This window comes from Mycobacterium sp. SMC-2, assembly GCF_025263485.1.
GTDB lineage: Bacteria > Actinomycetota > Actinomycetes > Mycobacteriales > Mycobacteriaceae > Mycobacterium.
Genome location: NZ_CP079863.1, coordinates 5,384,987 through 5,404,645, shown reverse-complemented (window position 1 = coordinate 5,404,645; position 19,659 = coordinate 5,384,987). Strand labels below are relative to the sequence as shown.

Below are 19,659 nucleotides of genomic sequence, written 5' to 3'. Positions count from 1 at the left end.
GCTCGCGAAGCCAAAGTCCGCTCAGCGGCCCAGAATCAGGTCGGCGGCGCGCTCCGCCACCATGATGACCGGCGCGTTGGTGTTACCGCTGGTGATGGTGGGGAACACCGACGCGTCGACGACGCGCAGGCCGTCGATGCCATGCAGTCGCAGCTGTGGATCCACCACCGCCTCGTCATCGGATCCCATTCGGCAGGTCCCGACCGGATGGAACGGGCGGAACGACTGCTGGCGCAGATACGTTGTCCACTGCTCGTCGGTCTGCACATCGTCGCCGGGCATCTCCTCGACGACCTGTTTGGCCTGCATCACCGAGGTGTGGAAGATCTCCCGCGCCTGGCGGCACGCGGCGATCAGCTCCGGCATGTCCTCGTCGCCGACGAGGGAATGCTCGATCACCGGTGCGGCGCACGGATCGCCGGAGCCCAGCCGCACGGTTCCGCGGCCCTTGGGGTGTACGCAGCTGGGATACACCATCATTCGCTTCGGAACGATCTTCACGTTATACAGCCCGTGGGCGCCATCCTCGGCGGCGTCGTCGTCCCGGGTGAATTCCATCCCGACGGGCATCAAGATGATCTCGGTTTCGGTGGGCCGCGAACCGGTCAGCGGCGCGAACACCACGGCCGCGCCGCCGCCCAGGGTGAGGGCGCCTTGGCCCCGAACCAGGAAGTCGATGCCGTGGCGGAGGGCACGATGTGGCCGCAATTCCTCGGCGAGGGTGTCGGCGGTAGTCCGGTAGCGCATCAGCCCGTAGGCATGCTCCTGCAGATTCGTGCCCACCGCGGGTCGATCCAGGCGCACCTCGATGCCGTGTGCACGCAGATGTTCGGCGGGCCCAATGCCGGAGAGCATCAGCAGTTTCGGTGACGACAGTGCCCCGGCGCTGACGATCACCTCCCCGGCGGCACGGGCGGTGAGTTGGCGGCCCTGGTGACGATACTGCACGCCGGTGGCGCGGTCACCCTCAATGAGTACCCGGGTCGCCCACGCCTGGGTGCGGATGGTGAGGTTGGGCCGCTTGCGGATCGGGGCCAGATAGGCGCGGGCGGTGCTGCTGCGAAATCCACGTCGCTGGGACAGCTGCGCACGCGAAACGCCTTGCTGGCGTTCGCCGTTGTAGTCGGGATTCAGCTCGTGGCCGGCCGCGACCGCCGCGCGCAGGAAGTCGTCGACGACTTCGAGCCGCATGGCGACCTTACTGACCCCGACCGGCCCGCTGGTTCCGCGGTGCGGGCCGGGCCCGTCGGCGTAGGTCTCTGAGCGCTCGAAGTACGGCAGGACGTCGTCATATCCCCAGCCGGGGCAGCCGTGTTCGTCGCGCCAGCCGTCGAAATCGGAGCGTTCCCCGCGGACCCAGAACATCATGTTCACGGAGCTCCCCCCGCCGAGCACCTTTCCGGCGGCCCAGTTGTCGAGCATTCCGTTGCGCGATGCGTCGGGCCTGCCGGCGTAGTGCCAGTCGAACTTCTCGGGTAGCCGCGCGACACCCGCCGGGATGCGGATGAGAAGGTGGCGATCCCAGCCCCCGGCCTCCAGCAGCAGCACGCTCGTGGAGGGGTCGGCCGACAACCGATTGGCCAGCACGCAGCCTGCCGACCCGCCGCCGACGATGATGTAATCCCATTCCGCGCCTTGCCCGTTTCGTGCGTGCCGACCTTTGATTTTCATACGCGGTTGTCTCCCTCGCACCGATGAAAGGCATGGACTCTACGGACACTATAGAAAATAGTTGACTCGGTCGCCGATCTACGGTTGGCTTGGCTCAGTAACGGACGCCGGCCCGCGTCCTATAGCGCTGAGGAATTGATTGACGATGGTGCCGACCCGGTTGGGTTTGATTGTGCCGAGCTCCAACACGACGATGGAAACCGAGCTGCCGGAGATGTTCGCGCGGCGGCAGACATTGTTTCCCGAGGAGCGGTTCACGTTTCATTCCAGCCGGATGCGGATGCTGGAGGTGACCGCCGAGGCGCTGTTGCAGATGGACCGGGACAGCAACCGGTGTGCGGTCGAGCTCGCCGATGCCCAGTGTGACGCGATGGCCTACGCCTGCTTGGTCGCGATCATGTCCCAAGGTCCCGGTGTGCACGTGGACGCCGAAGCGCGGCTGACCGAGGCCGCGCGCACGGCGGGCTGTGACGCGCCGGTGGTATCCAGCGCGGGCGCGTTGGTGCGGGGGTTGGCGGCTCTGGGTGCGGGGCGCATCGCGATGATCACGCCGTATGTCCCCGAGCTCACCCAAAAGGTGTGTGACTACCTGCGGGACGCCGGGATCGAGGTAGTGGACGTGATCAGCCGTGGTGTCGCGGATAACTGTGCGGTGGGGCGGTTGGAGCCGGAGGATCTGTTGCCCCTCGCAGGGCGGCTGAATAGCAGCGGTTGTGACGCCGTGGTGGTGTCGGCGTGCGTGCAGATGCCGTCACTGGCGGCGATCCCCGAGGTGGAGGCGCGGCTCGACCTGCCGGTGCTGTCCGCAGCGACCGCGACCACCTATGAACTGTTGACCGCGTTGGATCGTGCGACGGTGGTGCCCGACGCCGGCTATTTGCTGAGCGAGGAGTTCGCGCTGAGGGCTGCCCACCCGACGAGCGCTGACTCACTCGTCAAAAGACTTGGTGTACTGGCGTCCTCGCCACGATCAACTACAGGAGATCGCGAATGAGCATTGCCACACAGCGTGAGCACGACGCAATCGACTTGTCGGCGGAAAGCCTGTGGTCGGGTCCGCCGAACGAGCGGGATCGACTGTTCGCCGAACTGCGCCGCGATCGGCCCGTGACATGGCAGCGGCCCATCGTCACCCCGATGATGGCCCTGATGGGTCAGGAGCCCCCGCCGGGCTACTGGGCGGTGGTGCGGCTCGATGACATCGTCACCGTGAGCCGAAACGCCGACGTGTTTTCAAACGCGAGCGGCGTGATGTTCGAGGACCTGCCCGAGGAGGTTCGGAAAACATCTTTCCTCCTAGCGATGGACGAACCGCAGCATGGCAACTATCGCCGGATCGTCAGCTCGGTGTTCACCCCCAAACGATTGGCACTGATCCGCGAGCAGATCCAGAATCAGGCGCGCCAGATCGTCGACGGCATCGCGCGGTGCTCGGACGACGTGGAGTTTGTCAGTCACGTGTCCGCACGCCTGCCGTTGTGGACGATTTCGGAAATGGTTGGTGTACCCCAGGAGTGGCATGAGGAGATCCGGGAGGCGGCCGTCGGCCTGGTCGGGTGGAACGATGAGGAGATCCTCGGTGATCTGGATCCCCCGACGCTGATGGCCAACGCGGTGATGACGTTGCGCACCCGGTGTCAACAGATCGTCGACGCCCGGCGTAGCAAACCCGAGGACGATCTGATCAGCGCGTTGGTGGCGGCCGAGGTCGACGGAAAGCGGTTGACCGACGAGGACATCTCGTATTTCTTCACGCTGTTGTGCGTGGCGGGCAGCGATGCGCCGATGCACACCACCACCCATACGTTGCGGGCGTTGACCACCCACCCCGACCAGCGCGCCTACCTGCTCGAGGACCTCGACGGGCGCATCGATGTCGCGGTCGAGGAGTTCATCCGGTGGGCCACGCCGGCGATGACGTTTCGCCGCACCGCACTGGCGCGCTTCGAGTTGTCCGGTGTCACGATTGAGCCGGGGGACCGCGTGATCATTTTCTTGACATCCGGTAACCGTGATGAGAAGCACTTCGTAGATCCGTTCCGTTTTGACATCAGTCGTAAACCCAATCCGCACATCGGGTTCGGCGGGCGGGGTCCGCACTATTGTTTGGGCAGCCATGTCGCGAAGATGCAGATCAAAGCGATCATCACCGAACTATTTCGGCGGCTGCCCGACATCCACACCGTGGGCGAACCCCAGTATCTGGCGGGCACCTTCATCAACGGGATCAAGCGCCAATACGTCCGATTCACCCCGGAGTCACAGCAATGAAAGTTCACATCGATCTGACCAAGTGCAGTGGAATGGGCCTATGTGAACTAGCCGCACCGTCGATATTCGAAGTCGGCGAGGACGGGCAGACCCACCTCATCGCCGAGCCCGTTTCGGACGACGACGCCGCGGCCGTCGATGAGGCGGTACGCAACTGCCCCACCATGGCGCTGTCGTTTCAGCGCTGACATCACCGTACGGAATGGCCTTACCGGGCTGAGTCTTTTGCGGGCTCAATGCTGGAAATGATCATCTCGAGCCACGCGCGGTAAAGATCCTCACCGTCGAGCTGGCTGGCCAGCGTGATGCCCTCATTCGTTGCCAGCAATACTCGGGCCATCGTTGTTGCCGGTATGCGCAGCGCGCCGCCCAGACGTGCCACGCTCTCGGTCAGGTACTCACTGAGCCAACGGACCGTCTCAAGTCGTTGCGCGGCCAGGCGTTCACGGGCTTCGGGGCTCCGCAGCAAGAACAGGGTGAATTCGTGGCCGAGCGCTGCCTGGTCGGCCCCCGTCTTACTCATCAAGTCTCGCCAGCGATTCGCCAGCTCGTCGACGTTGAGCTCGTCGAGTCGGTTGGACGACAAGATGACGTCGGCGAATCCATCCAGGAACCGTTGCCGATGGCGTTCGATGACCGCGAGGAACAGCTCCTCCTTGCCGCCGAAGTGGGCGTAGATGGCACCCCGGGTGTATCCCGCCGCATCGGCGATCTCCTCCAGCGAGGCGCCACTGAAGCCCTTGCGCGCGAACAGTTCCTCGGCCGCGTCCAGCAGCAGCGTACGGGTGTGTTCGAGGCGTTTCTCCCTGGTCCAGCGTTGCGCCATCGGGCCATTCTCCCAGATCGACACGGTAAAAGGGCGTTGCCCGGCCGACGTGGCATACAGCTACGTATTGCTTATACGGTCATGTATATTTTGGCGGGCAGCGCCCATATACAGCATTGTATCTGACATACGGTCACGTACTATAGTGATGCGCACCACAAGCCACGGTGAACGAACCGGCTAGGAGGAATGAGCAATGTCAACGGACTTCGTCGAAACAGCACGGCCAGGCGAATGGGTGGACACCATTGGTGCGCTGCCCGACGACCGTGACCTTTACCCGTTGCGCATCCCCACCGATCGCTACACGTCGGTCGAATTCCAGCAGCGTGAGCGGGAAGCGATCTGGATGCGGGTCTGGCAGATCGTGGGTCGAGTCGACGAGTTGCCCAAGGTCGGGGACTGGAAGGTATATCAGATCTTCGACCAGTCCTTCATCATCGTGCGGGGCAAGGACGAGCGGTTGCGAGGCTTCGTCAACGCCTGTCGGCATCGCGGCAACATGTTGTGCCAGGGCACCGGGAATGCCAAACGGGGATTCCTGTGCCAATACCATCTGTGGTCCTACGACCTCGAGGGGAAAATGCGTGGCGCCCTGCGCGAGCGGGAAAACGTCATCACCCCCGAGGACAAGGGCGAGAACGGATTGCTGCAGGTGTCCGTCGACACCTTCGGCGGCTTCATCTTCTTGAACCCCGATCCCGCCGCGGCGCCGCTCGCCGAGTTCCTGGGGCCCGACGTGGCCGAGCTGTTGGCGCCCTACCACCTCGACCAGTTCACCACCGTCATGGACGTGCGCGAAGCCATCGATTGCAACTGGAAGGTCGTCATGGACGCCTTCAACGAGGGCTACCACATCTCGGGCATTCACCCGCAATTGCTGCGCGTCATCGAGATCGATCCGAGCAAGAGTCGCTACCGTTTCTTCGAGACCCATAGCGTGGCCGTTGCGCCGTTCGAGGTCCAAGGTGCCAGTGCGCAGGCGCAGGTGGACGGCATCATGGATCTGCCCGAGACGTTCCCGTCGACGGCCGCGGTGTTGCCGCGCTTCGAGGAACTCGTCAAGGAGTATCGCTCCGCGGATGGATCGGTGGAATTCCCCGACGGCGTCAACGCCCGCAAGCTGCTACAGCAGGCCACCAGGGACACTCTGACCGGCATGGGCCTGGACGTCAGCGGGTTGACCGACGCGCAGATGAGCGACAACCAGGGCTGGGTGCTGTTCCCGAACTTCTTCATGACGGTCCGTGCCGGTGAGTGTCACGTGATCATGGCGATGCCCCACCCGGACGGCGATCCCAACCGATGCATCTGGCACGTCAGCAGCTACATGTATCTTCCGGACGAACACCGGGATGCCTTCCGCGCCAGCCTGATCGATGTCGAAGAGCCGGGTAGCTACAAGTATTTCGAGGCGCTGCAACAGGATTACGAGCAGATGCCGCGCCAGCAGATCGGCCTGCGAAACAGCAGGTTGGGGCACATGTCCTTGGTGAGGGAGGAAGTCGTCATCGCTTACTACCACTCGGTCCTGGACCGCTACCTCACGAACGGTGTGAAATGACATTGACTCTCGAAGAGCGCATCGCCCTGCACCGTCGCATGGCGGAGGCGTACCGCAACGCCTACCTCCGCCAGGGTGTCCAGGATGGCGAGGCCTTCGTCGACGCTTGGAAATTCGCCACCGACGCGGTGTACGCGTCGCCGTACTTCACCGGTGACCAGGGCTTCCTGTTGAGTGAGTTCCCCGAAGAGTCGGCGCGGGCGTCCACCATGGAGGCCAAGGTGTATTCGCTGACGTTCCCCGACTGGAAGCCGGCCGATTTCAAGTACTGGCCGGCCGACAACGGCTTCGTCATGAAGACCCGCTGGGAGGGGCACACCAAAGAGGGAACGAAGATGGGTTTTTACTCCTACAGCTTCGTCGAGACGAACGAGGACGGCGAAGTCGTGCGCTGGGAAACCCATGTCAACGATGAGTACAGCGCGTTCCTAGACGTCGCGATCGGCTTGCACGGTCCGTTCCACGGGACGTCCGAATACGTCGAGGCGCTAGAACGTGTACTGACGTCGGCCGGCATTTCGGTCTGAGGGAGAAGCGGTCACAGTGCTAAGAGATATCCGCGACGTCATCGACGATTACGCCGGCCGTTCCCGTACGGTGCTGGAATACGGGCTGGTCACCAAACGCCTTGTGGACGAGGCGAAAAAGCCCGGATTCTCCGTCGACAGCTGGGCGCCGTTGGCTGAGCTGGTGGCGACGGACGAGTTCGAACGAGTCGGCGCATTCAAGGAAGTGATGGACTGGCCGGCTTATGTTGACTTCCTGACAAACTGGGCGACGTCTTCGGAGTGGGAATGCTCGTTGCGGCGTGTCACCGAGACGCCGGGCGCGGTTTTCCTCGAACTCGAGGAGCGTAGCCGCATCGGCGAATTCAGTAATGTGGTCAACTCGCTGTCGGTCTACGAGTTTACCGACGCGGGCAAGATTCGGCACATCGACCTGTATCTCCAGATGGAACTCCCGCCCGCCGAGATGCTGAAAAGTTTTGAAGGAGTCGAGATCTCGGAATGACCGCTATAGATTCCGTCGATTTCTTCACCGACAACGAGTTGCTGGCCGATCCGTACGACTACCTGGCCGCCCTGCGCGATGAATGCCCGCTGCGGCGCGAGAAGCATCACGACGTAGTGATGGTGACGGGCTACGACGAGGGCATGGCGATCTACAACGACACCGAGCGGTTCTCCTCGTGCATCTCGGTGACCGGGCCATTCCCCGGCTTCCCGGTGCCGTTGGAGGGTGACGATGTATCTGGGTTGATCGCGGCGCACCGCGACGAGATCCCGTTCTACGACCAACTGCCGACGTTTGATCCGCCGGTGCATACCGCGCACCGGGCGCTGCTGTCGCGGATGATCACACCCAAACGCCTCAAGGAGAACGAGGAGTTCATCTGGCGGCTCGCCGACCGCCAATATGATGCAGCGCTGGCCGGCGGCCGTTGCGAGTTCATCGGGGAGTTCGCGAATCCGTTCGCGATGTTGGTGATCGCCGACCTGCTCGGCGTGCCCGAGTCCGACCACGCCGAATTCCGCAACGCGCTGCTGACCGAGGCCGGCACGATCGGGAGCAGCGAGGGCGAGACGATGCAGCACTCGCCGCTGGAATACCTGTACGGCAAGTTCTCCGAATACATTTCCGATCGCCGCGCCAACCCGCGTGACGACGTGCTGACCGGCGTCGCCTCCGCCACGTTCCCCGACGGCAGCACGCCGGAGGTGATGGACGCGGTGCGCGTCGCGTCCAACCTGTTCGCCGCCGGCCAGGAGACCACTGTCCGGTTGCTGTCCACGGCGGTGATGATGATCGCCGAGGACGCCGGTTTGCAGGCCAAGCTGCGTGCGAACCCCGACATGATTCCGCGATTCGTGGAGGAGGCGTTGCGCTACGAAAGCCCGGTGCGTGGCGACTTCCGCCTCGCGAAGGTGCCGGTCACCGTCGGAGGCGTGGACCTGCCCGCGGGTACCACGGTGATGTTGGTCAACGCCGCGATGAACCGCGATCCGCGCAAGTTTCCCGATCCGGACGCCTTCGACGTCGAGCGGTCGAACGCGCGCCAGCACGTCGCGTTCGGGCGTGGGCCGCACAGCTGCCCCGGAGCCCCCCTCGCCCGCACCGAGGCGAAGATCAGCCTGCAACGGCTGCTGGAACGGACGACGAACATCTGGATCGACGAGGACAAGCACGGCCCCGAGGGGAATCGTCGGTACAACTACCTGCCGACGTTCATTCTGCGTGGGCTAACCCGATTGCACATCCGGGTCGAATAGGCTTCCGATTCATGCCTTTTGAGGGAACTACCGCGATCGTCACCGGCGGCGCGTCGGGCCTCGGCCTGGCGGTCGTCGAGGCGCTCGGCGCGCGCGGCAGCAACGTCGCCATTTTCGATGTTCAGCGCGATCAGTTACACGCCGAGGTGGCCCGGTTGCGAGTTGACGGCGCCAAAGTCAGCGGTCATGTCGTTGATGTCTCCGACCGGACCCAGGTCCGGACCGCCGTCGAGCAGGTGCGGGCCCAGTTCGGTCCCGTACTGATCCTCGTCAACAGCGCCGGTGTCGAGCAGTTCGGCAAATTCGCCGAGATCACCGACGAGGAGTGGGACCGCATAATGGCGGTCAACCTGCGCGGACCGTTTATCTGCACACAGGAGGTGCTGCCCGACATGATGGCCGCGAAATGGGGCCGCATCGTGAACATTTCGTCGTCGAGCGCTCAGGGCGGGCAGGCGCGCATGGCGGCCTACGTCAGCTCGAAGGCCGGGCTGATCGGGCTCACCAAGAGCCTCGCGCTCGAACTGGGCCCGAAGGGCATCACCGTCAACACCGTGCCGCCCGGCATGGTGGTCACCCCGATGCTGGAAAAGGCGATCGCCGAGGGCCGCTTCACCGAGAGCCTCGAGCATTTCGCCGCGATCACGCCGGTGCGCCGGGCCGGCCGGCCCGAGGATATCGCCAACGCGGTGATCTTCCTGTGCTCGGATGAATCGTCGTACATCACCGGCCAAGTAATTCCCGTCAACGGAGGTCGCAGGACATGAGCACACCCGACCAGCGAATGCCGCCGCTCCCAGCCGAGGCGTGGGGTGAGGATGAGTACGCCGCGTTCGGCGCGTTGCTCGGCGTGCCGGGCGAGAAGGCGCCTCGGGCCGGCTCGGGAGACCCTCTGGACCCGCTCCGATTCGACATCATCGGCCTGTTGGTACACCACCCCAAGATGGCTCGTGCCTTCCTGACTTTCAACGGCTTCCTGTTGCACCGTGGCGAACTGCCGGCGCGCCTGCGCGAGCTGACCATCCTGCGGGTCGCCCATCGCCATCGGTCGGCCTTCGAATGGGGCCAGCACGTGAAAATGGCACCGCGCAACGACATTTCCGAGGAGGACATCGCCCGCCTCGTTCGCGGGAACGACGAATTCGAGGGTGCCGATAGGCTGGTGCTGGACGCCACCGACGAATTGCTCGCCGAGGGCCGCGCGCGCTGGGAGACCTGGCAGGCACTAGCCGACGCGCTGGGCGAGCACGCCGCGATGGAGCTTGTTTTCGTCGTCGGTGTCTACGTGCTGACGGCGATGGCGTTTGGAACGTGGGGTCTGCGGCCGGCGCCGGGTAGCGCGCCCCTGCCTAGCCCTTGATATCCGGCAATACCTTGTCGGCGAACAGCTTCAGCTGCTCGTAGACGAGTTCATACGGCAGGCCACCGAAGCTGAAGTTCGCCAGCATCTCGTAGTCGCCCACCATTTCCTCGCGGATTTTGTGGTGCTCGACCAAGGCTTCGGGTGTGCCGATCATGTTGCCCGCGATGTAATCCCGGTAGGCCTTGTCGGGGCCGCCGGCGGCGGCGGCGGCCATACCCATGTTCGCGTAGGTGGAGTAGGACGGCAGCTCCTTGAAATGGTCGCTCATGAACTCGTAGTGGTTTGCGACCGTGGCGAACATCTTGGAGAAGTAGGTGTCGCAGTATTCCGTGACGCGTTGCTTGTCATCGAAGCACAGCACGAAGTCCGAAATTATGAATGGGGGTGCGGTCTTGCCGTGCAGCTTCTCGAAGGTTTCGCGGTAGTGGTTGATCTCGGGGATGGCGTTGCGCCAGTCGCCCTGTGAGAAGCGCAGCGTCTTGAGACCGTAGTTGGCCGCGACCTCCACCGAGGACGGCGACATGCTCACCATGACGGTGCGGTCCTTGAATGACTTGAACGGCCGCGGGCGGACCTCGGTGCGGGGAATCTTGTACCACTTGGTGTCGGCCTGGACGATGCCCGTTTCGATGCCGGACATCACGATCAGGGCGGCCTCATCGAACATCTCGCGCGAGTCGGCCAGTTCCACCCCGAATGAACGAAACTCCCGGCGGGCCGCGCCCCGGCCCATCCCGAGGATCAATCGGCCTTCCGAGAGGACGTCGAGCTCGAGGGCCTGTTCCACCACGCGCAGCGGATTGTTCCAGGGCAGGATGACGGCGGCGGTGATGAGATCGATCGTGCTGGTCTTGGCCGCGATGTACGCCAGCACCTGAAAGGGGTCCGGACACGCCGCGTAGTCGGTGAAGTGGTGTTCGACGGGACCGACGTAATCGAAGCCCATGGCCTCGGCTTCGACGGCGAGATTGGTTTCCTGCATGAAGGTCTGAACGTCGGGCAATCCGTGCAGGTTCTGGTAACCCAGATGCAGTCCCACTCGCATGTACGCCTCCAAGTCCGCTTCAGGGCCCGCCCGCCGAAGCATGCGACTGCCCTGGTCATTAGTCGACCGACTAAAATGACCTTACGACGGCGTCTGCGCCCGGGGCAAGTATATAGTTGACCAACTCGGCTAGTTCGAAAGATGCGGCACACTTACGCATAGGGTGTCCGCCGGGGCATCCGGGAAGGCCGGAATTCCAAATGGCAGGGCTAACCGGCAAAGTCGCGGTCGTGACCGGGGCGAGCCGGGGGATCGGCAAAGGCGTCGCCCTTGCGCTGGGGGCGCAGGGCGCGACCGTCTACGTCACCGGGCGCACACTATCGGCAGGCGGCCACCCGCTGCCCGGCACAGTCGGCGACACGGCGGCAGAGGTCGATCGGCGCGGCGGGACGGGGGTCGCCGTGCGAGTGGACCATTCCGACGACGAGCAGGTCGCGGAGCTCTTCGAGCGCGTCCGGCGCGAGCGGGGGAGGCTCGACGTCCTGGTCAACAATGCGTTCGCGATCCCCGAGGACCTAACGGACCCGAAGCCTTTCTGGGAGAAGCCACTTAGCAATTGGGAGATGGTCGACGTCGGCGTCCGCTCGAACTTCGTCGCCGCCTGGCATGCCGCGCCGATCATGGCCGCACAGCGGTCCGGGTTGATCGTCGCCATCTCGGGGTACGTCGGCGTCACGTACACCTACGGTGTCGTCTTCGGGATGTGCAAGGCGGCGGTCGATCGGATGGCGCATGACATGGCGATCGAATTGCAACCGCACAACGTCGCTTCAATCTCGCTCTGGCAGGGCCTCACGCTGACCGAAAGGGCGCAAGCCAACCTCGCGCGCAATCCCGAAATGTCGAAGGCGACGGTGACGAACCCCGCCATCGGGTGCTCGCCCGAGTTCCCCGGTCGGGTGATCTCCGCGCTGGCCACCGACCCGCAGCTGATGCGGCGCTCCGGGGGCACCTTCATCACCGCCGAACTCGCCGCCGAGTACGGCATCACCGACGTCGACGGCAGGGTCATTCCCTCGCTGCGCGCGCAACGCGGCTCCCCGATCTGGCAACCGATCCCCGACCCCGGGATATCGGCTTAGCCGGCCGCATAATTCGGGGCTTGTCTGCGAAATACCGCCACCGTATGGTGCGTGTTAGGCGTCCGACTAAACAGCTCGTACACAGCGGCCCGGAGGAGATCGAGCGTGGCGGTGAAGAGTCGAAGCGACGTGTACTACGACCCGTACGATCCCGCGATCGACGCCGACCCCTACCCGGTGTACCGGCGGATGCGCGAGGAGTGCCCGCTCTACTACAACGACAGACACGACTTCTATGCCGTCAGCCGGGCCGACGACGTGGAACGCGTCCTTCTCGACAATGAAACCTTCATCTCGGGCCGCGGGGGGATCCTGGATTTCATTCGCGCCGACATCACGATGCCGCCCGGGATGTTCATCTACGAAGACCCGCCCATCCACACCAGGCACCGGCGGGTGCTCGCCGGCGTGTTCACTCCGCGCCGGATCGCGGAGCTGGAACCCAAGGTACGTGCTTTTTGCGCCCGGAGCCTGGACCCGCTCGTCGGCGCCGGCCGGTTCGACTTCATCGCCGACCTCGGCGCTCAGGTGCCGATGCGGACGATGGGGATGCTGCTGGGTATACCGGAGGCGGACCAGGAGTCCCATCGCCGGCAGACGGACAAGAGCCTGCGCACTGAGGAGGGGAAGCCGATGGACTTCGAGGAGGGATTCGCCACCGGCGAGTCGTTCGCGGAGTACATCGACTGGCGTGCGGCGCACCCGTCCGACGACCTCATGACCGACCTGATCAATTCCGAAGTCACCGACGAAGACGGGACCACCCGGCCCTTGACGCGAGCGGAAGTGCTCACCTACACCACACTTCTCGCCAGTGCCGGCGCCGAGACCACCGGTCACCTGATCGCCTGGACCGGCAAGGTGCTGGCCGATCATCCCGACCAGCGGCGTCAACTCGTCGACGACCCCTCCCTGATCCCGCAGGCCATCGAGGAGGTGTTGCGCTTCGAACCGCCGGGGCATCAGTTCGCCCGGTACGTTGCCGCGGACGCCGAGTTCTACGGCCAAACCGTGCCCGAGGGCAGCGCCATGTTGTTTCTCATGGCTTCCGCTAACCGCGACCACCGCCGATTCGCCGAGGGCGACCGCTTCGACATCCACCGCGAGCCCGTCAAGCACCTGAGCTTCGGCATCGGCGCGCACTATTGCCTCGGCGCCGCCCTGGCCCGGCTCGAGGGCCGGATTGCCTTGGAGGAGTTGCTGAAACGCTTCCCCCAGTGGCACATCGACATCGACAACGCCCGCATGGCGTCGTCGCCCGCATTGCGGGGATGGGACGCGCTGCCCGCCATCGTCGGCTGACAACGAACTCGACCACCGTCAGCGGAAGTGCGGGATAACCTCTCGCGCAAACAATTCCATCCCGGAGCGGATCTGCCCCGGCGGCATGCCCGGAAGCGCCATGCCGCACACCAGATCGGTTAGCCGAGAGTTTTCTCGGTATTCCTCGATCTGGGCGATGACGTCGTCCGGCGTTCCGACCAGTACGCCTTCGCCGAAGAAGTCAAAAGACTGTTCGCGGATGATCTCCTCGACCGATGGCAACGTTACGGTGCTTTCGGGCGGATCGAGCCCACCTGTGGCCTCGGCGGTCCACCGCATGTACCCGGCCGCCATGTAGCGCAACGGTTTTGCTGCGATCTCCCAGGCCCGTTCGCGGGTGGACGCGACTAAGGTGGGCCGCATCGCGGCGACGTGGAAATCGTACGGATCCTTACCGTTGGCGCGCAGGGCGTCGTCGTAGATGTCGACCGATCCAGGGCCGCCAGCGAGGAAGTGCAGGCCCATCCGCGCGGCCCGCTCCACGGCTATCGGCGCCGTGCCGCCGACCCAGATCGGTGGGTGCGGCCGCTGCAGGGCGGGCGGGGAGATGCGAATGTCGTGCAACCTGGTGTAGCGCCCGTCGATCGTGACGGACTCGCCCGACAGCAGCCGGCGCACGATCGTCAGGTTTTCCTGCATGCGCCCGGCGCGCTCGCGAGCCGGGATGCCCTGATCGTCGAACTCGCGTTTCCGGTATCCCAACCCGACGCCGAGGTCGAACCGTCCGCCGGAGATGAGGTCCAGTGTGGCGACATCCTCCGCGACGCGCACCGGGTTGTGCAGCGGCAGCAGCATCAGGAACGTTCCGATGCGAATCCGTTGTGTCCGTGCCGCGATGGCGGCGCCGATCGGTAACAGCGACGGGGAGTATCCGTCGTCGATGAAGTGATGTTCGGTCAGCCACGCCTCGTCGAAGCCCATTCGTTCGGACGCGACGATGAGGTCGAGGTGTGAGCGGTACAACACGTCCCACTCGACGCGGGCCCACTCGGGATTGCGGAAGGGCCAGAGCAGCCCGAACCGCAATGTCATCGACCTTTGCGGCGCCTGCGCCGCTTGCCTTCCAGCTGGCCTATCAGCCGCTCGACGACGGTGACCGCTTGGGAGTGACCGAGGTTGAGGCCGTAGGAGCGCTCTTCGCCCATGAACCGGGCCGCCGCGTCCATCAACAACATCACCGCCTCCGCCGGCCATTGGGTGGTATCGACCCCGTATCTCGTCAGAATCGTCGACAAGCCTTCAAATTGCAGCCGGCGGAACCGCACGGAGAATTCCTTCATCTCGGCCATGACCGCCTTGCGGTGATTGCCCAGCGCGAGGAACTCGAGATTGAGGGCGGTGTTGGTCTGGTCACGGATCATGTCCCACAGGGCCCACAGAGGTTGCTCCGAGGCCAGCGCCTCGGCTTGGCGGTCCAGGCTGCGAGCCGCGCTGCGACGGAACACTTCCAGGAAGAGCTCGTCCATCGGGCCGAAGTAGTAGTAGACGAGCCCCGGGTTCACACCCGCCTCGGCGGCCACCCGGCGCGACGTCACCGCCGCATATCCCTCGCCGAGCATGAGCCGTTCGGTGGCGTCGAGCAACGCCGTCCGGGCATCGGGTTCCGGCGCGCCGTCCGGGGTGATCGGCGCCATGACTGCAACCTCCGGGTAGCCCACCTGTACCACCCGCAGACTACGTCATCCGGGCGCCGGGATCGCCTGGCGCGAGGCCCATCCCGAGCAGCCAGCGGGCGTGCCGGTCCATCATGACGTCGTACTCTCCGTGCACCGCATGTGTCGAGAGCATCGCGATGTCCGATGACATGCGGCGCAGCTGGTTGTCCGACCGGTAGCCGCTGGATCCGTTGCCGTCGACCAGATCCCGTAACGTGTCGCGCACCGTGTGGAGGATGGTCGCTCCCTGCAGTCCGGCGCGTGCCTCCTCCTCGAGCGTCTGCGGCGTGCCACGACGGGCGATCTGGAGGACTTCCTCGGTGGCCGCGTCGCGCACCAGGCGCATGATGCGTGCTGTCTGGTAGGCGTTGAGCCAACGCAGCCGCGCGGCCGGGCGCTCGATGCGGGGCGGGCTGTTCACCCCCGATGCGCTGCCCAGTCGCTCCCGGGCGATCTCCACCGCGGCGTCGAGCGCCCCGACGCACAACGACGACAACCCATACCGCAACGCGGAGAACGGGAGATGCACCACCTCGTCCTCGTGAAACGTGCCCGGGTGATCATTGGCCGACATCGCGGCACCGAACGGGATAGCCCAGCTGTCCGGGACGGTGGCGTTGATTGCGGTGATGGTGACGCTGCCGGTGGCAGCCATCGATGCGACGTCCCAGTCGTCAGCGATGTCGAGTTGTTCCCGCGGCAGGATCACCCATCGCAGCTCTTTGTCTCCGTCGATGATCACGGGCACCAGCGCGTACGAGGCATGCAACATCCCCGTCGCGTAGCCCCAGCTGCCGTTGACGCGCAGCTGTCCGCCCGACCGCTCCCCGGTGCCGGGCTGCGACAGGATGGCCGCAGTGCGTACCGACGGCCCGTTGGCGAACAACTCCTGTTGAACCTCTAGTGGATAGCGGCACAAGAACCAGCTGTGCAGGTTGTAGAACACGGTGACCCATGCGGTCGAGACATCCCCCGCGGCGATGATCTCGGCCACCTGGTTGAGTTCGTGCGGACCGAGGCCGGCTCCGCCCCATCGCTTCGGCACGATCACGGAGAACAAGCCCGCGGTGTCCATGTCTTCGACGAGTTCGTCATCCAGCCGACGGGCCAACTCCATCTGCCTTGCCAGTGCGCGGATCCTGGGCACGAAGCCACGGGCGGCATTGGCAAGAGAAGCCCCGGGCGCGTTGGCACTCGAGACTTGATCGACGAGCGTCACCATCTTCTCCCGGATTTAGTCGGCTGCCTAAGATCGAACATACCGACGTTGGCACTCGGGAGGCAAGGGATCTGGCAAGAGGGCCCCGCTTTCCGGCCCCAGTTTCTAAAACAGTTGACTAGGTCTAATGCTATGGTGAGCCGGACGCGCGGGGATCGTGCGGTATGCCAGTGGCCGAGCTTCGAAGTGGAGAACGTGTGATCGCAATGGACGCCACCACAACGACGGTTGCCCCGGGCGAGCGATGAAGGCTCCGGCTGAGCTGCTGGACTTGTCCGGCAAGGTGGCCGTGGTCACCGGGGGGAGTCGGGGCATCGGCCGCGCCGTTGCTGAGGGGTTCGCGGTGGCGGGAGCCGATGTCGTCGTCGCGAGCCGCAAGCTGGACAACTGCAAGGTGGCCGCCGCCGAAATCGAGGCGGCGACCGGGCGTCGCGCATTACCCGTCGGCTGCCACGTCGGCCGGTGGGAGGATGCCGATTTGTTGCTCGACGCCGTTTACGGCGCGTTCGGGCGCTGCGACGTGCTGGTGAACAACGCGGGCATGTCACCGGTCTACGACGACCTGCCCTCGGTCACTCAAGAGCTCTACGACAAGGTCCACGCCGTCAACGCGCGGGGCCCATTTCGGCTCAGCGCATTGTTCGGGACACGGATGGCCGAGGGCGACGGCGGCTCCATCATCAACGTCACCACGGCGGGCACGCTGCGCCCCGACGCCACCGACCTGCCGTACGCAATGGCCAAGGCGGGGCTGAACGCGCTCACGCTGGCGCTGGCCGGGGCGTGGGCACCCAAGGTCCGGGCCAACTTGGTGATGCCCGGCGCCTTCGACACCGACATCTCCAAGGCCTGGGGGCCGGAGAACCAGGCCATCGCGGCAGCGGCGAACCCGATGAAGCGCATCGGCGTACCCGAGGACATGGCCGGGCTGTGCGTGTTTCTGGCCAGCGAGGCGGCCAGCTACATCAACGGAGCGCAGATTCTGGTCGACGGCGGGCTCTTCCGCACGCTCTGAAGTACACGAAACATCAACCACCAGTAGGGAACTCAAGGAGGAGTGATGGCAGGAAGGATGGCGGGCAAGGTCTCGTTCATCACCGGCGCGGGGCGTGGCCAGGGCCGGGCGCACGCGGTGCTGCAGGCGCGCGAGGGCGCGGACATCATCGGCATAGACATCTGCGAGGACATCAAGTCCAACCCGTACCCGCTGGCCAGCTGGGACGACCTCATGGAGACCAAGAAGCTCGTCGAGAAGGAGGGCCGGCGTTGCGTGGCGGTCAAGGCCGACGTCCGCAACCGCGAGCAGCTCGCCGACGCTTTGAACGAGGGGGTGGCCGAACTGGGACAACTGACCACGGTCATGGCCAACGCCGGCATCATGCCGCTTGCCATGGGTGACCCGGAGCCGATGGATTTTCAGGACGCCGTCGACGTCGACCTCATCGGCGTGATGAACACGGTGGCGGTGGCCGTCCCGCACCTGATCGGAGCCGGCAACGGGGCGTCCATCATCATCACCGGGTCCACGGCGGCGTTGATCCCCAACACGATGTCGGCCAACGTCGACCCCCGGACGATCATGGGTCCAGGCGGTGACGGTTACCACTGGTCGAAAGAGGCGCTGGTGGGGTACACGCAGCAGATGGCTCTGCACCTGGCGCCCACGGGAATTCGGGTCAACGTCGTGCACCCGACCAACTGCAACACCCATCTGATGAATTGCGACGGGATCTATCAGATCTTCCGGCCCGACATCGAAGGTCCGGTTACCAAAGAGGACTTTCGGCCCGCGTCGGAGTTCTACCACGCCCTGCCGACGCCGTGGTTGGAACCCGAAGACGTCGCCGAGCTGGTCCTCTTCCTGGCCTCGGACGCCTCAAAATACATGACCGGTACCAGCATCCCGATCGACGCCGGGTGCATGGTCAAGTGGCCCAACGGTCCCGGTCAGTGAACCGGGCCATGACCTGAACCGGAGTCATTGAGGCAAGCCCCGGCACGCCATCGTGACGGCGACGCCGGGGTAGCCCCTGACGGTGAGATGCGAGTCGCCAACTGTCACTTAGCGACTCGGCACTAATCGCTGCCCTCTACCTGTTTGGCGAAGGCGGTGAAGCTTGCGATGGCTTCCTTCTTGTGATGGGACAACGCGCGGATCGACACGTCGTGGCCCTCGGCGGCCTTGCGGAGCGCCCCAACTGTGGCCTGCTCACGGGTGATGTGCGTGAACGGATCCCACGAGTACCACTCCATCGCGTTCTGGTAGGTCATCTTATCGATTTCGTCTTTGGGCACGGCGTGCTCGGTCAGGAAGTCGTGTAGCTGCTCGGGGGCCCCCGGCCACATCGAATCGGAATGCGGGTAGTCGGCCTCCCAGCAGATGTTGTTGATGCCGATCTCGTTGCGCAACCGCACTCCGACGTGGTCGGAGATGAAACAGGTCAAGAAGTGCTCGCGGAATACCTCGCTGGGCCACTTACCGCCGAAGTCTTGCTTCGTCCAGGTCGAATGCATCTCGTAGGTGCGATCCGCGCGCTCGAGAAAATACGGAATCCATCCGGTGCCACCCTCACTCAGTGCGACCTTGAGGTCCGGATACTTCTTGATCGGGGCCGACCACAGCAGATCCGCTGCGGCCTGCACGATATTCATCGGCTGCAGCGTGATCATGACGTCCGGCGGAGCGTCGGGTGACGTGATCGCCAGCTTCCCCGAGGAGCCGATGTGCACGTTCATCACCGTATCGGTGTCTACCAACGCCTTCCACAACGGTGTCCAGTAGTCGTCGTGGAAGCTCGGGAATCCCATCACGGCCGGGTTCTCGGTGAAGGTCAGTGCGTGCACGCCCTTCTTCGAAACGCGCCGAACCTCCGCCGCGCAGGCCTCAGCGTCCCAGATCACCGGCAGCGCCATCGGAATGAACCGCGCCGGATATGCCCCGCACCACTCGTCGATGTGCCAATCGTTGTAGGCCTGCACCAAAGCCAGTGAGAACTCGTGATCTTCGGTGGCGAACAGGCGCCCGGCGAAGCCGGGGAACGACGGGAAGCAGATCGATCCCAGGATGCCGCCGGCGTTCATGTCTTTGACCCGATCGTCGACGTTGTAGCACCCCGGCCGGATCTCGTCGAGGCCCTGAGGCTCCAGCCCGTACTCTTCCTTCGGCCGTCCGGCCACCGCGTTCAAGGCCACATTGGGGATCACGATGTCGCGGAACTGCCAGGTGTCCGACCCATCCGGGTTGTGCACCAGCCGCGGCGCCTCTTCGACGTACTTCTTGGCCAGATGGTTTTTGAACATGTCCGGCGGCTCGACGATGTGGTCGTCGACGCTGATCAGGATCATCTCGTCTTGGTCCATGGCAGTTCCT

General features: G+C 64.5%; 20 protein-coding genes. 13 read left to right on the top strand and 7 right to left on the bottom strand.

The annotated features are described in order from the left end of the window. Nucleotides 1-21 precede the first annotated feature (21 nt). Entirely contained in the window at nt 22-1,671 is a 1,650-nt protein-coding gene (locus KXD96_RS25395; RefSeq protein ID WP_260741403.1) for a GMC family oxidoreductase, read from the bottom strand. Nucleotides 1,672-1,816: 145 nt separating this feature from the next. Here KXD96_RS25395 and KXD96_RS25390 point away from each other — a divergent pair, with 145 nt between their 5' ends. The 3 genes from KXD96_RS25390 to KXD96_RS25380 are packed head-to-tail and all read left to right on the top strand — an operon-like array spanning nt 1,817 to nt 4,130. After that, nucleotides 1,817-2,665, top strand: a complete 849-nt coding sequence (locus KXD96_RS25390; protein WP_313901598.1) for an Asp/Glu racemase — start codon at nt 1,817-1,819, stop codon at nt 2,663-2,665. Next, nucleotides 2,662-3,942, top strand: coding sequence for a cytochrome P450 (locus KXD96_RS25385; protein WP_260741400.1), 1,281 nt, complete (start codon nt 2,662-2,664; stop codon nt 3,940-3,942). The genes KXD96_RS25390 and KXD96_RS25385 overlap by 4 nt, the downstream gene beginning before the upstream one ends. Continuing rightward, entirely contained in the window at nt 3,939-4,130 is a 192-nt protein-coding gene (locus KXD96_RS25380) for a ferredoxin (protein WP_260741397.1), read from the top strand. The genes KXD96_RS25385 and KXD96_RS25380 overlap by 4 nt, the downstream gene beginning before the upstream one ends. A gap of 20 nt (nt 4,131-4,150) precedes the next feature. Here the strand turns inward: KXD96_RS25380 and KXD96_RS25375 are convergent, their stop codons facing one another. After that, on the bottom strand, nt 4,151-4,768 hold the full coding sequence (locus tag KXD96_RS25375) for a TetR/AcrR family transcriptional regulator (protein ID WP_260741394.1): 618 nt from the start codon (nt 4,766-4,768) through the stop codon (nt 4,151-4,153). Between the two features lie 196 nt (nt 4,769-4,964). Between KXD96_RS25375 and KXD96_RS25370 the strand changes: the two genes are divergently transcribed. From KXD96_RS25370 to KXD96_RS25345, 6 genes are read left to right on the top strand one after another with little or no spacing between them, the layout of a single operon-like run. Then, nucleotides 4,965-6,332, top strand: coding sequence for an aromatic ring-hydroxylating dioxygenase subunit alpha (locus KXD96_RS25370; RefSeq protein ID WP_260741391.1), 1,368 nt, complete (start codon nt 4,965-4,967; stop codon nt 6,330-6,332). Nucleotides 6,333-6,334: 2 nt separating this feature from the next. Further along, nucleotides 6,335-6,859 carry a hypothetical protein gene (locus KXD96_RS25365; protein WP_260745548.1) on the top strand — a complete coding sequence of 175 codons (525 nt, stop codon included), beginning with the start codon at nt 6,335-6,337 and terminating at the stop codon, nt 6,857-6,859. 16 nt (nt 6,860-6,875) lie between these two features. After that, nucleotides 6,876-7,343: a hypothetical protein gene (locus tag KXD96_RS25360; RefSeq protein ID WP_260741390.1), complete on the top strand. Its 468-nt coding sequence runs from the start codon at nt 6,876-6,878 to the stop codon at nt 7,341-7,343. Then, nucleotides 7,340-8,602 carry a cytochrome P450 gene (locus KXD96_RS25355; protein ID WP_260741386.1) on the top strand — a complete coding sequence of 421 codons (1,263 nt, stop codon included), beginning with the start codon at nt 7,340-7,342 and terminating at the stop codon, nt 8,600-8,602. Before KXD96_RS25360 ends, KXD96_RS25355 begins: the two co-directional genes overlap by 4 nt. An 11-nt stretch (nt 8,603-8,613) precedes the next feature. Then, nucleotides 8,614-9,369 carry an SDR family NAD(P)-dependent oxidoreductase gene (locus tag KXD96_RS25350; RefSeq protein WP_260741383.1) on the top strand — a complete coding sequence of 252 codons (756 nt, stop codon included), beginning with the start codon at nt 8,614-8,616 and terminating at the stop codon, nt 9,367-9,369. After that, a complete protein-coding gene (locus tag KXD96_RS25345) occupies nt 9,366-9,962 on the top strand; it encodes a carboxymuconolactone decarboxylase family protein (RefSeq protein ID WP_260741380.1) in 597 nt (198 codons plus the stop codon). Before KXD96_RS25350 ends, KXD96_RS25345 begins: the two co-directional genes overlap by 4 nt. On the opposite strand, the gene KXD96_RS25340 is transcribed toward KXD96_RS25345, so the two are convergent. Continuing rightward, nucleotides 9,952-11,010 carry an LLM class flavin-dependent oxidoreductase gene (locus KXD96_RS25340; RefSeq protein ID WP_260741377.1) on the bottom strand — a complete coding sequence of 353 codons (1,059 nt, stop codon included), beginning with the start codon at nt 11,008-11,010 and terminating at the stop codon, nt 9,952-9,954. The two genes, KXD96_RS25345 and KXD96_RS25340, sit on opposite strands and share 11 nt — an antisense overlap. 200 nt (nt 11,011-11,210) lie before the next feature. Between KXD96_RS25340 and KXD96_RS25335 the strand changes: the two genes are divergently transcribed. Next, the gene (locus KXD96_RS25335) at nt 11,211-12,092 is read left to right on the top strand and encodes an SDR family NAD(P)-dependent oxidoreductase (protein ID WP_260741375.1); all 882 of its coding nucleotides are present in this window, start codon (nt 11,211-11,213) and stop codon (nt 12,090-12,092) included. Between the two features lie 105 nt (nt 12,093-12,197). Beyond that, nucleotides 12,198-13,394, top strand: a complete 1,197-nt coding sequence (locus KXD96_RS25330; protein WP_260741373.1) for a cytochrome P450 — start codon at nt 12,198-12,200, stop codon at nt 13,392-13,394. An 18-nt stretch (nt 13,395-13,412) separates the two neighbouring features. Here the strand turns inward: KXD96_RS25330 and KXD96_RS25325 are convergent, their stop codons facing one another. From KXD96_RS25325 to KXD96_RS25315, 3 genes are read right to left on the bottom strand one after another with little or no spacing between them, the layout of a single operon-like run. Beyond that, a complete protein-coding gene (locus KXD96_RS25325; RefSeq protein ID WP_260741370.1) occupies nt 13,413-14,447 on the bottom strand; it encodes an LLM class flavin-dependent oxidoreductase in 1,035 nt (344 codons plus the stop codon). Continuing rightward, the gene (locus KXD96_RS25320) at nt 14,444-15,049 is read right to left on the bottom strand and encodes a TetR/AcrR family transcriptional regulator (protein WP_260741368.1); all 606 of its coding nucleotides are present in this window, start codon (nt 15,047-15,049) and stop codon (nt 14,444-14,446) included. The genes KXD96_RS25325 and KXD96_RS25320 overlap by 4 nt, the downstream gene beginning before the upstream one ends. A gap of 40 nt (nt 15,050-15,089) precedes the next feature. Next, entirely contained in the window at nt 15,090-16,289 is a 1,200-nt protein-coding gene (locus tag KXD96_RS25315) for an acyl-CoA dehydrogenase family protein (protein WP_260741365.1), read from the bottom strand. A 244-nt stretch (nt 16,290-16,533) separates the two neighbouring features. Here KXD96_RS25315 and KXD96_RS25310 point away from each other — a divergent pair, with 244 nt between their 5' ends. After that, entirely contained in the window at nt 16,534-17,304 is a 771-nt protein-coding gene (locus KXD96_RS25310; protein WP_260741363.1) for an SDR family NAD(P)-dependent oxidoreductase, read from the top strand. Between the two features lie 45 nt (nt 17,305-17,349). Continuing rightward, nucleotides 17,350-18,243: a mycofactocin-coupled SDR family oxidoreductase gene (locus KXD96_RS25305; protein WP_260741360.1), complete on the top strand. Its 894-nt coding sequence runs from the start codon at nt 17,350-17,352 to the stop codon at nt 18,241-18,243. Between the two features lie 122 nt (nt 18,244-18,365). Here the strand turns inward: KXD96_RS25305 and KXD96_RS25300 are convergent, their stop codons facing one another. Next, nucleotides 18,366-19,649 (bottom strand): amidohydrolase family protein, encoded by a 1,284-nt coding sequence (locus tag KXD96_RS25300; RefSeq protein WP_260741357.1) that lies wholly within the window; start codon nt 19,647-19,649, stop codon nt 18,366-18,368. Between the last annotated feature and the right edge of the window lie 10 nt (nt 19,650-19,659).